Source organism: Actinomycetospora aeridis (genome assembly GCF_037400275.1).
Classification (GTDB): Bacteria; Actinomycetota; Actinomycetes; order Mycobacteriales; family Pseudonocardiaceae; genus Actinomycetospora; species Actinomycetospora aeridis.
The window spans coordinates 419,433-431,895 of the sequence record NZ_JBBEGL010000005.1 but is presented as its reverse complement, the minus strand read 5'-3'; the positions used below and the strand labels follow the sequence as shown (position 1 = coordinate 431,895).

The following is a 12,463-nucleotide window of genomic DNA, read 5'->3' as shown; positions in this document are numbered from 1 at the left end:
GGGAGGACCGCGCATGACGGCCGTGATCGTCTCGATCGTGGTGCTGGTGGCGATGTTCGTCATCGCGACCCTGCTGCCGGTGAACCTCGGCGCGCTCGGCTTCGTCGCGGCCGCCGGCGTCGGCGTGCTGCTGGCGGGGATGAGCCTCGACGACGTCCTCGCCGAGTTCCCGGGCGACCTGTTCCTCATCCTGGTCGGCCTGACCTACCTCTTCGCGGTCGCGCACCACAACGGCACGGTCGACCTGCTGGTGCAGTGGTCGATGCGCCTCGTGCGCGGTCACCTCGTCGCGGCGCCCTGGATCTTCTTCACCCTGTCCGCCGTGTTCTCGGCGATCGGGGCGCTGTTCGCCGTGGCGATCGTGGCGCCGCTGGCGATGCCGTTCGCCCGCCGCTACGGGGTGGACCTGCTGCTCATGGGCATGATGGTCGTCCACGGCTCGCTGGCCGGGGCGTTCTCCCCGATCAGCGTCTACGGGACGTTCGTGGCCGGCGTCGTCGGCCCGACCGGCATCCCGTTCAGCTCGACGACGCTCTTCCTCGCCCCGCTCGTGATCAACGTCGTGGTCGCCGGGGTGGTGTTCGTGGTGCTCGGCGGCCGGTCGCTGGCCGGGGTGCGGGTGACGCCGGGGGCCTCCTCGGACATCGCCGCGGAGGAGGACGCGCGCGACGACGAGCCGGTGGTGGTGGGCCGCGAGCAGGTGCTGACGCTGATCGGCATCCTCGTGCTCGCGGTGGGCACGGTGGCGTTCGGCCTCGACGTCGGGGTGCTGTCGCTCGCGATCGCCGTGCTCCTCGGGATCCTCTGCCCGGCGGGGCACCGTGAGGCGGCGAAGGGGATCGCGTGGTCCACGGTCCTGCTCGTCTGCGGCGTGATCACCTACGTCGGTGTGCTGCAGGAGGCCGGCACGGTCGACGTCGTCGGGAACGGGATCGTCGCCCTCGGCGTCCCGTTGATCGCGGCGCTGCTGCTCTGCTACCTCGGCGGGGTGCTGTCGGCGTTCGCGTCGTCGGCGGGCATCCTCGGCGTCGCGATCCCGCTGGCCCTGCCGTTCCTCCAGCAGGGCGCGGTGAGCGCGATCGGGATGGTCGCGGCACTCGCGGTGGCGAGCACGATCGTCGACGTCAGCCCGTTCTCGACCAACGGCGCGCTCGTCCTCGCCTCGACCCCCGAGGACGTCGACCGCGAGGCCTTCTACCGGCGGATGCTCGTCTACAGCGGGATCGTGGTGGTCGCGGGCCCGCTGCTCGCCTGGGCGCTGCTGGTCCTGCCCGGTTGGCTGTAGGGGTTCGTTCGCCCGGCCCGGTCGGGTAGCCCTGCTCCATGAGCCAGGACAGCGACTCCGCGGCCCGCCGGGCCCGCAACCCCGCCGCCGACCCGGACCACGCCCCGGAGAAGCAGAGCGAGCTCAAGCTCAACGTCGGGATCGGGACGATCGGCACGATCCTCTCGATCGGCGTGGCCCTGATCTTCTTCCTGGTGGAGCACAGCGTCGTGCTCGGGATCGTCTTCGTGGTCGTCGCCGTCGTCGCGGGCGCGATCACGCTGTACGCGGCACAGCGCAAGCGGAAGGCCCGCGCGACCTGACGGGAGGCCGGACTCTCTGAGGAGAACGCTTCGAAATTCGAAGCGTTCTCACGAGAGTTCGGCGACCGCCTCGGCGAGGCGCGGCTCGACGTCCGCGATGCGCACTCGGAGTCCGTCCTCGTCGAGTTCGTAGAGGCGCCGCCGACCTTCGGGCACCCATGCCGCGAGCGCGCGGTGGATGATCCCGGCGTGCGCCTGGACGGCAGCAGGAAGACTCTCGACTCCTGTTCGTCGCTGTACCGCTCTCGTGAACGCGCTGGCGTCCGCATCGCCCGCAAGGAAGGCGCGAACGCTGTCGAGGAGACCCGACGACGCGTCGTGCGCTGACGACGTCGTGACGACGGGCGGTGCAGCACGGCCGTCTTCTGCAGCTCGCATGCGCTCGTACTCCTCGCCGAGGACCGGGGCGAGGGACCTCATCGCCTCGCGGAGACCGTCGTCGTCGAGGCCACCGTCATTGGCCCGCAGACGAGGGTCTCGCGAATGCTCTTCCATGACGTAGAAGAGCTCGTTGAGGAAGTACGACAAGCGGGGCGGCCAGTCGCCGTCGGTGGCGAGTCTGAGTTGGGCGTACCGATCCTTGAGTGCCGCGACGTCACTGTCGGGGAGAGCCCCGTTCCGTACAATGTCGAGCACGGACAGCAGGTCAGCGGCTCTTGGCGTGCTCCGCTCCGAGATGTTCTCGTTCACAGCCGCTGCCGCTCCAAGACGTTCCTCAGTTGGTCGGGCTGCAGGCCGTAGGCGCTGAGGAACGAACCGTTCTCGCGCTGCATCACCATCAGTCCGGTGCGCGGATCGACGTGGAAGATCACCTCGATCGTGCCGCGGTAGGTTCCGTGGATGTGCACGTTCCCGGCATCGGTCGCGATCTGCGCAGCTGCGTCCTGGTAGAGCTGCCGATTGCGCGTACTCGTGTCCGAGAGGCCGAAGTCCCGATAGTGCTCCCGGAACTTCTCCTCCAACTGAACGCGGTCGAAGCGGAGCGGAGGGAGCGGGATATCGCCGACGATGGTCGGCGGCGGCGCGAACTGCGGTGCCACCGACTCGACGGTGCGCGGCTCGCGGGTCGCGTCGACGAGCCGGGAGATGAGCTGCTGGTCGAGCTGGCGCGCCAGCTCCGCCACACGGTCCTCGTACCGCCCGCGGGCGAGATGGATCCGCAGGCCGGTCTCGGCCGCGTCGATCAACCGGGTGCCGACCCGCCCGACCCCGCCGAGCAGGAAGCTCGCCCCGATCTTCGCGCCCTGGAGCAGGTAGTAGGTCTCCTGCTCGTCGTCGCCGATGGGGTGGTGGTGGATCGCGTCGAGGATCTCGCGCTGGGTCTCCCGCACGATGTCGGCGAGACCGGCGACACTGGTCGCGAGGACGCCGGGCACGCGGGTGGCGAGCTCGAGCACCGTCTCCGAGCCGGCCCCCTGCACTCCTCGCCAGTAGCGGTCGATCGCGTCGAACACCGGACCGGCGTTGGCAGCGTGGACCGCCCGCAGCGCGCCATCCACCTCGACGACCCCGCGCGCCACGGCGTCGCCGATCGCGCGCCAGGCCTCGCCCACCTCCTCCACGCGCGCCGCGTCCACGTCCGGCACGTACGCGGCCACCACGTCAGGCACCGGACCGACCGGGCCCGGCCCGGTCGAGGGTGCCGGCCCCGCACCGGCGAGCCCGGGCAGGACGGCCGGCGCCGGGAGCCGCTCGCCGGGCCGGCCGCCCGGCACGGCCGTCTCGTCGGCCTCGACCCACGCGTTCGCCGTGTCGGTGAGACCGACCGCCATGCCGCCGAAGATCGCCACACCGGCGCCGAGGGCGGACCAGGTGCGCCGGGCGAGCGCGTCGTACCGCCCGCGCCACGCCCCGAGGGCCGCGTCGTCGCCGGCGAATCCCGCGGACGCCTCGAGCACACCGCGTCCGGCGGCTCCCCCGACCGCGTACTGGACCTCGGCGGTCACCAGCGCCGCGCGCACGATCTCGGGCGTCGAGAGCGTGACCCACGGCGGCGCCTCCGGCGCGAGGCCCGGGCCGGCGGACATGGCGAGGACGGCCGGCGGACCGGCACCCCCGGCCGTCGGGGACCATGCGCGGACCGACGCGTCCTGCGCGATCCGGTGGTTCGTGTCCGTGGTCTCGAGCAGCGTGCGCAGCTGCTCCAGCCCGGCGCGGACGGCCACGGACGCGTCGCGCCAGTCGGTCCACGCCCCGGCGAAGGTGTCGGACGCCGCGCCGTCCCACGCGGTGCGCACCGCGCTGACGTACCGGTCGGCGTCGTCGACGGCCCGCCCGAGATCGTCGACCTGACGGCGCAGAGCCGCGGCGGTCGACGGGAGCGCGCCCGCCGTCACCACGAGCTCGGCCATGCCTCGAGCGTGCCAGGAGCCGTCGCGACGCGGGTGCCGTTCCGGCAGGTCCGCCCGGCCGAGGACCCCCGACCCGTGTCCCCGGGACACGGATCGGCCCCGGAGTCTCGACCTCCCGGCGCGCCTGCCTAGTCGTAGCCGCGGAACCCCTCCCACGCGAGACGGCGCTCGCGGCGGGGGTCGGACTCGATGCGGTCGACCCGGTCGAGGATCTTCGTGAGGCGGGACCCGGTCTCGTACTCCGGCCAGTACGACGCCGGTGCGCCCTCGCGGGCGAACCGGATCCAGTCGGCCTGGACCCGCTCCTGCATCGCGCGCAGGGATCGACGGCCGCCGAGGGCGGTGAGCCACCTACCGGCGTTCGAGTCCGCGAGCCCGAAGACCGGGTAGAGCTCCATGCCGTGTGTGGCGCGCACGCCCATGAGGTTCAGCACCGGCGTGGTGAGGTCGTAGCGGTAGGCCCACACCGGTCCGCGGTGCGCCTGCATGATCCGCACCGAGGGGTACCAGAACATGTAGTCGCCGCCGAGGTCCTTGCGGAACGGCTGGTCCTCGTAGGCGGCGAGCACCTGGTCGCGCAGCTCGGGCTGGGTCAGCGCGAACATCCTGTGCGCGCGTTCTTCGCTGACGAGCACGTCGAGGCGCATCCGGGGCAGCTCGAAGAGCCGTCCCTCGGTGTCGTTCGTGCCGATGATCAGCGGCACGTCGGCGGCGCGGCCGGCCTCGAAGGCGTCGAGCGGGGACTCGGGCAGGAGGTCGCCGTCGACGACGGGCGCGGTCGGGATGGTGCCGGGCTGGTCGCCGAGGTGGTCGCGCAGCACCTGGGCGGCGCCCAGCAGCTGGCGGGACGTCGCGCTCGTGAGCCCGGTGAGGGGGTCGTCGTCGGCACCTAGCGCGGTGACGAAGCCCGCGGCCCAGGCGCGCGCCCGCTGCTGCCCGAACACCATCCCGGGCGCCGAGCTCTCGGCGATCGCGCGGTGGAACAGGCCGCGCGCGGCCGGCGTCGCCATCAGCGTCGTCACCGAGATCGCCCCGGCCGACTCGCCGAAGATCGTGACCTGGTCGGGGTCGCCGCCGAACGCCGCGATGTTGTCGCGCACCCACTCGAGCGCGGCGATCTGGTCGCGCAGCCCCAGGTTCGACTCGATCGGCCGCTCGGGCGTGCCGTACGCGGAGAAGTCGAGGTAGCCCAGCGCGCCGAGGCGGTAGTTGACGCTGACGTAGACGACGTCGCCGCGGCGCGCGAAGTCGTAGCCGCGGTAGGTCGGGGCCGAGGACGCGCCGACCACGAACGCGCCGCCGTAGAACCAGACCATGACCGGGCGGGGCTCGTCGGACGCCGTGGTGGGTGCGGTGACGTTGAGCGTCAGGCAGTCCTCGCCCATCGGGGTGTCCTTGCCGGCGCCGATGAACTCGCCGATGCGCTCCTGGATGGGCACGGGACCGAACCGCGACCCGTCGCGGACGCCCTCCCGCGGCTCCACGGGCTGCGGGGCGCGGAACCGGAGCTCGTCGACGGGCGGTGCCGCGTAGGGGACACCACGCCAGGTGTGGACGCCGTGGGTCGTGATGCCGCGGACGATGCCGCCGGTGGTCTTGACCTCCGGGCCCGGGACGACGTGCTGGTGCCGCGAACGCATACCCCGAGTTTGTGGGACGTCCGCCGCGAGCGCCCGCCGATGTGATCGAGGAGCCGGTCATCACCCGTCCCGGGCGTGTCGCCGCTGCTCACCCGCCCCCTCGACGACAGGACGAGTGGACGTGCAGCCACGCTCGGCGGTACGAGATGCCACGCACGGTCACACAACAGATTGATATTCGCCCTATCGGCCCAGCGTGTCGCATTGCGAGTGCCGAGGATTGCTCCCGATGGACGTGAAGACGGATGCGGGGGTCGACGCCGCGCTGTGGGGCCTGGAGGCCGCCTTCGTGGCGCACCCGGCCCCGGAGCTGCTGGCCGGGTGCCCCCACTGTCACGGCGAGGTGTGGGTCGCGAACGCCGACCCCCTGACGCTCGCGCTCGCCCTGGGCAACACGCTCGGGACGCCCGAGGACCTGCGCGCGCTCACGCCGTGGCTGCTGCGCCGGGCGCTGACGGACGACCGCGTCGACCTGCGCACCGTGCTCACCCGCGTCGCCGAGAACTGGGAGGGCTGGTCCGAGCTCGAGCGCAACGCGGTGCGCGACGTCGTCGACGCCGTGTGGTCGGCGCTGCTCGACACCCACCCCGACGACCCGGAGGGCGCGACGGCGGTGGCGATGCTCGACAGCATCGGTGCGCTGGGGGATCCGCCGGACCGGCTCCTCGCGATCTGGGACTACAAGGAGATCGCGAGCGCGGACCACCACCTCGCCGAGCTCGTCGTGGACGCGTTCTACGGCGCCCGCGTCGCGCCGGAGGTGCTCGCCTGGGCACGGGCGGACGACCGGCGCGCTCGGCTCGAGCGGGCGCGCGACCGCGACCGCGGCCGGCCGTGGGTCGGCACGCTCACCGCGGCGTGCGACCTCGCCGGGTGAACCGGGCGACCGCCGGCGCGTGACACTGGGGGCGTGCCTCTCCCCGACACCCTGGTCGACGAGCTGTGGCGCCGTGCGGTCGGCGGGATCGGCCCGTTCGCGGGCGCGGCGGGCGTGGCCGACGACGCCCTGGTCGCCACCGAGGACGACGTCGAGGCCGCGGTCCGCCGGGTCGTCGGCACCCACGTGCGGCTGGCCGCGAGCTCGGGGCTGCTGACGAGCCTCGGGGGCGCCGCCACCCTGCTGGTCACCGCACCGGCGGGCACCACGGGGCTCTACCTGCTCGGCACCCGGCTCTCGGCCGGCGTGGCGCACCTGCGCGGGCGCGACCTCGCCGATCCCGTGGTCCGCACCGCCGCGCTCGTCTGCGTCCTCGGTGGCGACGGCGTCGAGCTCGCCGAGCGCACCGGGCTGGACCTCGTGAACGCCTCGCTCCTGCACGGGCTGCGTCGCCTGCCGCCCGAGGTGCGCGCGCAGCTCGACACGCGGATCGGCTTCCGGCTCACCTCCCGCTTCACCCGCCGCGGCGCCCTCAACGTCACCAAGCTCATCCCCGTCGTCGCCGGCCCGATCGGCGCGGGCGCGGACGCGATGGCCATGCGGACGATCGCGACCTTCGCCCAGGCACACCTGTGACCTGTCTGACGCAGCGCGCTCAGATTGTCACTCAAAGTCACCTGACCGGGCGTCTTTGAGGCGTGGTGTGGTGGATGGTGCTCGTGTGGGGGTCATGGTGGGCCCCGGCGGATCATGAGATGCCGCTGATCCAGCGGGAGGTGCGTGCGTGATGGCCGGGTCCGGGGCTCCGAGGGGGCGTGGGCGTCGTGGGGCACGGGCGCGGTGGGGCACGGTCGCGCTGACCACGGCCGCGGTGCTCCTGCTGCCGACCCCCGCGGTGGCGCAGCCGGCGGGCCCGAGCGGGCCGGGGGACCCGGCGGTGCCCGCCGTGCCGGCGACCCCGACCGCGCTCGACGCGCCGGCGCTCGACGCGGCGGCACCCGCCGGGGTGCGCCAGCTCGACCCGGCGCACGCCGTGATGCCCCCGGCGTCGCTGCCGCCCGCGTCGCCCGTGACGTCGGGCGTCGCGTCGATGACCTACACCCCGGGAGCCCGGGACGCGACGGGCGCGCGCGAGGTCCGGGCGGACCAGCCGCTGCGCCTCGTCGCCGTGACCTGGACCGGCCCGGCGCCGGACTCGGTGGCCGTGCGCTCCACCGACGCCGCCGGGCAGTGGGGCACCTGGACCGACCTCGACCCGGCCGGCAGCGAGCGGGACGCGGCGCCCGACGCCGCCCCCGGCGCGGCACCCGCGGCCGGCGGCACCGACCCGATCTGGGTGGGCGACCGCACCGCCGTGCAGGTCCGCGCGGTGCGGGCCGGCCGGCCGGTGACCGACGACGTGCAGGTCGTGCGCATCGACCCCGGCGTCGGGAGCAACGACGAGGCGATCGGGGCGTTGGGCTCCGCCCGGGGTCCGGCCGCACCGAAGTACGTCACCCGGTCGCAGTGGGGCGCCGACGAGTCGAAGGCGACCTGGGGACCGGAGACCACGCCGACCGTGCGCGCGGTGACGATCCACCACACCAGCGAGTCCAACGACTACACGCCGGCCGAGTCGGCGGGGATCGTCCGCGCGATCTTCGCGTACCACACGCAGAAGCAGGGCTGGGGCGACATCGGCTACAACGCCCTCGTCGACAAGTACGGAACGATCTTCGAGGGCCGTGCCGGGGGCATGGACAAGGCCGTCGTGGCGGCCCACGCGGGCGGGTTCAACCGCGAGACGTGGGGCATCGCGATGATGGGCAACTACTCGACGCTGCCTCCCAGCGCGGCCACGCTGAACTCGGTGGCGGCGCTCGCGGCGTGGAAGCTCGGCGGGCTCTACCGCGACCCGGACGAGCAGGTGCGGCTCACCTCGGCGGGCGGCGGCACGTCGCGGTTCCCGAAGGGACAGTCGACGTCGGTGCCGGCGCTGTTCGCCCACCGCGACGTCGGCAACACCTCGTGCCCCGGGGACGTCGGCTACGCCCAGATGGGGCCGCTGCGCGCGAAGGTGAAGGCGCTCATCGAGGGATCCGCCGGCGACGTCCGCACGGCGTGGTCGGCGCAGCGCGGCTCGCTCGGCGAGCCCACTCGCGTCGAGTCCCCGACGGTCGACGGGACCGGGCGCTACACCGTCTTCGAGCACGGCACGGTGATCTGGTCGCCGGGTACCGGCGCGTGGACGGTGACTGGGGCGATCGCCGACCACTGGCAGCGGGCCGGGGCGGAGGGCTCGGCGCTGGGCTACCCGACGGGCGCCGAGCGCGACGTGCCCGGCGGGCGGCAGCAGGCCTTCCAGCACGGGGCCCTGACCTGGGACAGCGCGACCGGAGCGGTGCGCGGGCCGGTCTGACCACCCGGCGCCGTGCGGCCACGCACGGCAGGATGCGCGGCGTGGACGACGACGCGGCACGGCGCGCGGCCGTCGACGACGCCGTGGGCCGGTTCCTGGCCCTCGTGCGGGACGGCCGGCCGGACCTGCTCGAGGGTGCCCTCGAGATCGCCCGCGCGGCCGACCCGGACGCCGACGTCGACGCCGCCCGCGCCGAGCTGGACCGGCTCGCCTCCGGGCTCGTCGACCTCGACGACCTCGTGCGGCGCCTCTACGTCGAGGAGGGCTTCCACGGGGACCGCGAGGACTACTACGACCCGCGCAACTCCTCGCTCACCGAGGTCCTCGGACGACGCGCCGGCATCCCGATCACCCTCGCCGTGGTGTGCATCGAGGTCGGACGGCGGGCCGGGCTGGGCCTCGAGCCGGTCGGCATGCCGGGCCACTTCCTCGTCCACCCGCCGGGCGCGCTGCAGCACCTCGACCCGTTCACCGGCGAGATGCTCGACCGCGAGCAGTGCATCCGCCGGTTCCGCGAGGCCACGGGGCTCGGGGCCGACGTCCCGTTCGACGACGCCCTGCTCGCGCCGATCGGCACCGACGCCGTGCTCGTGCGCATGCTGAACAACCTGCGCGGCATCCACCGCTCCCGCGGCGACCTCGCCGAGCTGGGGTGGGTGCTGCGGATGCGGCTCGGCCTGCCCGGGGTCTCGGCGGTCGAGGTCGCCGAGCTCGCCGAGGTGCGCGGCCGGCGCGCGGCGTTCCGCGAGGCCGCCGACCTGCTCGAGGAGTGGGCCGAGCATCTCCCCGACGACGCCGACGCCCTCCGCCGCCACGCCCGTAGCTGGCGGGCGCACCTCAACTAGCCATGTGAGCGAACTTCGGTGCTATAGCCCCGAAGTTCGCTCACATACCGTCGGGGATCCAGGAACCGTGGAAGCCCGAGGGGACGCCGCGGGGGAGGGTGACGGCGGCGACGGGTGCCCCGGCGACGTCGGTCGCGTCGAGCACCAGCAGCTGTGACGCGGTGCCGTCGCGCCGCGTGGTGATCGTGATCAGCCAGCCGTCGTCCTCGGCACGGTCGGGGGCCTCCGACGGCACGAACACCGCCTCGCCCGCCGCGACGTCCGGCCCGAGCTCGTGCGGCGTGAGGGTGCCGTCGGCGTCGACCTTGACGATCGCCCCCGCCTTCTCGCCGCCCACGCCCCGGTCGGCGACGGCGTAGCGCCAGCGCGAGGGACGGCCCACCAGCGACTCGTCGATGGTCGGGAACTCGACGCCCCGGTCCTCCAGCGACGTCTCCGCGACCGAGCCGTCCCGTGGGTCGAGCACCCAGCGGTGCATCCGGGCCCGGCCCGTCGCCGCGGCGGCCGCCGCCGGGTCGGTGGGCACCGGCGTGTCCCACATGAGCGCCACGTCCGCCGGGGCGTAGCGCGCCCCGTCGACGACCACGCGGCCCTGCTCGTCGGTGCAGGCGCCCCCGACGTGGAAGACGTAGCAGGGGTCGACGTCGAACCACGTCACCGCGCACGTCGGGTCGTCCTGGCGCATCACGCCGAGCCGCGCGCCGTACGCGTCGTCCCACCCGAACGGCACACCCGACTCCAGCCGCTCCCACTGGAACGTCAGAGGCAGGTCGAGCCACACGACGTGCTCGGCAGTGATCGCGAAGTCGTGCATCATCGTCGGCTCGGCGACGGCGACCTCGCGGCTGACGAGGTCGTGGCCGTCGGCGGAGAGCCGGTGGTAGGTCACGAACGGCGGGAACGGCGAGTAGCCGAAGAAGTGCAGGTCGCCCGTCACCGGATCGGTCTTGGGGTGCGCGGTCATCGCCGTGGTCAGGCGCCCGCCGAAGTCGCAGGGCCCGATGGTGCCCAGGTCGCCGTCGACCTCGTAGGGCAGGCCGTTCTCGACCAGCGCGAACAGCCGGCCACCGTGCTCGATCACGTGGGTGTTCGCGGGGACCGCCGTGAGGTCCACCCCGGACTCCGAGATGAACGGCCGGCCCTCGAGCGCCCCGGTGCGCACCCAGCGGTTGCGGTACCACTCCGCGCGCCCCTCGCGCAGGCGCACACCGTGGAGCATCCCGTGCCCGGTGAACAGGTGCGCGGCCTCCTCGCCGGGCAGCGGGTTCGGGCCGTTGCGCAGGTAGCGGCCCGTGAGCTCGGGGGGCAGGGCGCCCTCGACGGGCAGGTCGACGGCGTCGATCTCGTCGGGCACCGGCGTGAACCGTCCCTGGAGCTCCTGGCGACGCCCGAGCGGCGTGGGGGTGGTGGTCACCCCCAGAGCGTCGCTGCCCGCCCCGCGACCTGTCAACACGGACATGTCTGAACGGACTGGTAGCGTCCGCGGCATGTCGCTGCGCCACGCCCTCCTGGGGCTCCTCGCCCACGGTCCGGCCAGCGGGTACGACCTCACCCGCGCGTTCGACGGCAGCATCGGCCGCTACGCCTGGCAGGCGGGCCACAGCCGCATCTACCCCGAGCTGGCCAAGATGACCGAGGCCGGGCAGGTGGTGGTCGACGAGACCGGCCCGCGGGGGCGCAAGAGCTACGCGCTCACCGACGACGGCCGCACCGAGCTGCGGCGCTGGATGCTGCACTGGCCGGAGCAGTCGACGGTGCGCGACGAGACCGTCCTGCGGATGTTCCTCGTGCAGACGCTCGAGCCCGACGACGCGCGCAAGCTGCTCGAGGGCATCGCCGCCCACTGTGCCGGCGAGATCGAGAAGCTCCGGCCGGTGATGGAGTCCGAGGACGCGGAGCACCGCCCGGGCGACCCCCTGCCGTTCGGCCGCCTCGCCGGCGAGTACGGGCTGCGGCAGTACGAGGCCGTGCACGGATGGGCGCTGTGGAGCCTCGAGCGTCTCGGTGCCGCGGAGCCCGCCGGTCGCCCCTAGGCGACGGCGGGACGTCCCTCCGTGCTCTCGCCGAGGTTCGCCTCGGCCCAGGCCTGGGCCCTGGGCCCGGTGCGCGCGCCGTACCAGCCGTTCCAGATCGACAGGCCGACGATGACGGCGACGAGCAGGCCGGTCGAGAGCCCGACCATGACGTCGAGCGGGAGCAGGTAGATCAGCGGGATGCGCACGATCGCCAGGAGCAGCAGGCCGACGCCCCACACCACCGCGGACACCCGGAAGGTCCGCCGGACCGGCGGGATCGTCCGGTAGAACTCCTCCATCTCGCGGGCCTTCTGCGGCTGCGAGGTCTGGAACGCCGAGAGCGTCAGCGGCTTGCCGGTCAGCAGGCTCGCCAGGAACACCAGGCCGACCATCGCCGTGGTGAAGGAGTCCGTCACCAGGAGGAACCGCGGGTCACCGTCGACGAAGGAGAGCGCGAGACCGACGCCGAACACCGCCAGCATCACCCCGGCGAACCACGTCACCTGCCGCGTGCGCACCGCCACCCACGTGATCCGCACGCCGGCGACGACCGTGGCCACGAGCAGTGCCACCCACTCGGTCGCGCCGAGCAGGCGCAGCGCGTAGTAGGCGACGAGCGGGGCGCCGACGTCGAAGAACAGGCCCGAGAACTGCCGGAGGCCGTACGCGGGCGACTCGTCGTCCGGCCGGGTGGTGTCGGGTGCGTCGCGCTCCATGCGGGCCAGCTTCCACCTGTCCGCAACGACATGT

12 protein-coding genes are annotated in these 12,463 nt (G+C 73.7%); 7 read left to right on the top strand and 5 right to left on the bottom strand.

The genetic code is table 11. The annotated features are described in order from the left end of the window. Positions 1-13 precede the first annotated feature (13 nt). Positions 14-1,285 carry an SLC13 family permease gene (locus WCD41_RS20210; RefSeq protein WP_337715674.1) on the top strand — a complete coding sequence of 424 codons (1,272 nt, stop codon included), beginning with the start codon at positions 14-16 and terminating at the stop codon, positions 1,283-1,285. Between the two features lie 38 nt (positions 1,286-1,323). Then, positions 1,324-1,587 carry a hypothetical protein gene (locus WCD41_RS20205; RefSeq protein WP_337715672.1) on the top strand — a complete coding sequence of 88 codons (264 nt, stop codon included), beginning with the start codon at positions 1,324-1,326 and terminating at the stop codon, positions 1,585-1,587. A gap of 48 nt (positions 1,588-1,635) precedes the next feature. Here WCD41_RS20205 and WCD41_RS20200 read toward each other — a convergent pair whose 3' ends face one another. The 3 genes from WCD41_RS20200 to WCD41_RS20190 all read right to left on the bottom strand — a co-directional run bounded on the left by WCD41_RS20200 (position 1,636) and on the right by WCD41_RS20190 (position 5,578). Beyond that, the gene (locus WCD41_RS20200) at positions 1,636-2,277 is read right to left on the bottom strand and encodes a hypothetical protein (protein WP_337715670.1); all 642 of its coding nucleotides are present in this window, start codon (positions 2,275-2,277) and stop codon (positions 1,636-1,638) included. Then, positions 2,274-3,938 carry a WXG100 family type VII secretion target gene (locus WCD41_RS20195; protein ID WP_337715667.1) on the bottom strand — a complete coding sequence of 555 codons (1,665 nt, stop codon included), beginning with the start codon at positions 3,936-3,938 and terminating at the stop codon, positions 2,274-2,276. The genes WCD41_RS20200 and WCD41_RS20195 overlap by 4 nt, the downstream gene beginning before the upstream one ends. A 128-nt stretch (positions 3,939-4,066) precedes the next feature. Continuing rightward, complete coding sequence (locus tag WCD41_RS20190; protein WP_337715665.1) at positions 4,067-5,578, bottom strand: carboxylesterase/lipase family protein; 1,512 nt, start codon at positions 5,576-5,578, stop codon at positions 4,067-4,069. Between the two features lie 229 nt (positions 5,579-5,807). Here WCD41_RS20190 and WCD41_RS20185 point away from each other — a divergent pair, with 229 nt between their 5' ends. The 4 genes from WCD41_RS20185 to WCD41_RS20170 all read left to right on the top strand — a co-directional run bounded on the left by WCD41_RS20185 (position 5,808) and on the right by WCD41_RS20170 (position 9,698). Next, positions 5,808-6,455: a hypothetical protein gene (locus tag WCD41_RS20185; protein WP_337715663.1), complete on the top strand. Its 648-nt coding sequence runs from the start codon at positions 5,808-5,810 to the stop codon at positions 6,453-6,455. Between the two features lie 33 nt (positions 6,456-6,488). Then, positions 6,489-7,091, top strand: a complete 603-nt coding sequence (locus tag WCD41_RS20180; protein WP_337715661.1) for a hypothetical protein — start codon at positions 6,489-6,491, stop codon at positions 7,089-7,091. Positions 7,092-7,326: 235 nt separating this feature from the next. Next, positions 7,327-8,853: an N-acetylmuramoyl-L-alanine amidase gene (locus WCD41_RS20175; protein ID WP_337715659.1), complete on the top strand. Its 1,527-nt coding sequence runs from the start codon at positions 7,327-7,329 to the stop codon at positions 8,851-8,853. Between the two features lie 41 nt (positions 8,854-8,894). Next, positions 8,895-9,698, top strand: coding sequence for a transglutaminase family protein (locus WCD41_RS20170; RefSeq protein ID WP_337715658.1), 804 nt, complete (start codon positions 8,895-8,897; stop codon positions 9,696-9,698). 40 nt (positions 9,699-9,738) lie between these two features. Here WCD41_RS20170 and WCD41_RS20165 read toward each other — a convergent pair whose 3' ends face one another. Next, positions 9,739-11,112 (bottom strand): carotenoid oxygenase family protein, encoded by a 1,374-nt coding sequence (locus tag WCD41_RS20165; RefSeq protein ID WP_337715656.1) that lies wholly within the window; start codon positions 11,110-11,112, stop codon positions 9,739-9,741. A 73-nt stretch (positions 11,113-11,185) separates the two neighbouring features. Here WCD41_RS20165 and WCD41_RS20160 point away from each other — a divergent pair, with 73 nt between their 5' ends. Continuing rightward, on the top strand, positions 11,186-11,731 hold the full coding sequence (locus WCD41_RS20160; protein WP_337715654.1) for a PadR family transcriptional regulator: 546 nt from the start codon (positions 11,186-11,188) through the stop codon (positions 11,729-11,731). Here WCD41_RS20160 and WCD41_RS20155 read toward each other — a convergent pair. After that, positions 11,728-12,429, bottom strand: coding sequence for a VC0807 family protein (locus tag WCD41_RS20155; protein WP_337715653.1), 702 nt, complete (start codon positions 12,427-12,429; stop codon positions 11,728-11,730). The two genes, WCD41_RS20160 and WCD41_RS20155, sit on opposite strands and share 4 nt — an antisense overlap. Between the last annotated feature and the right edge of the window lie 34 nt (positions 12,430-12,463).

Bases quoted from the DNA above. Each gene is read 5' to 3' on its own strand.
- WCD41_RS20210 (WP_337715674.1), top strand. From the start codon at position 14: ATGACGGCCGTGATCGTCTCGATCGTGGTGCTGGTGGCGATGTTCGTC.
- WCD41_RS20205 (WP_337715672.1), top strand. From the start codon at position 1,324: ATGAGCCAGGACAGCGACTCCGCGGCCCGCCGGGCCCGCAACCCCGCC.
- WCD41_RS20195 (WP_337715667.1), bottom strand. From the start codon at position 3,938: ATGGCCGAGCTCGTGGTGACGGCGGGCGCGCTCCCGTCGACCGCCGCG.
- WCD41_RS20190 (WP_337715665.1), bottom strand. From the start codon at position 5,578: ATGCGTTCGCGGCACCAGCACGTCGTCCCGGGCCCGGAGGTCAAGACC.
- WCD41_RS20185 (WP_337715663.1), top strand. From the start codon at position 5,808: ATGGACGTGAAGACGGATGCGGGGGTCGACGCCGCGCTGTGGGGCCTG.
- WCD41_RS20160 (WP_337715654.1), top strand. From the start codon at position 11,186: ATGTCGCTGCGCCACGCCCTCCTGGGGCTCCTCGCCCACGGTCCGGCC.
- WCD41_RS20155 (WP_337715653.1), bottom strand. From the start codon at position 12,429: ATGGAGCGCGACGCACCCGACACCACCCGGCCGGACGACGAGTCGCCC.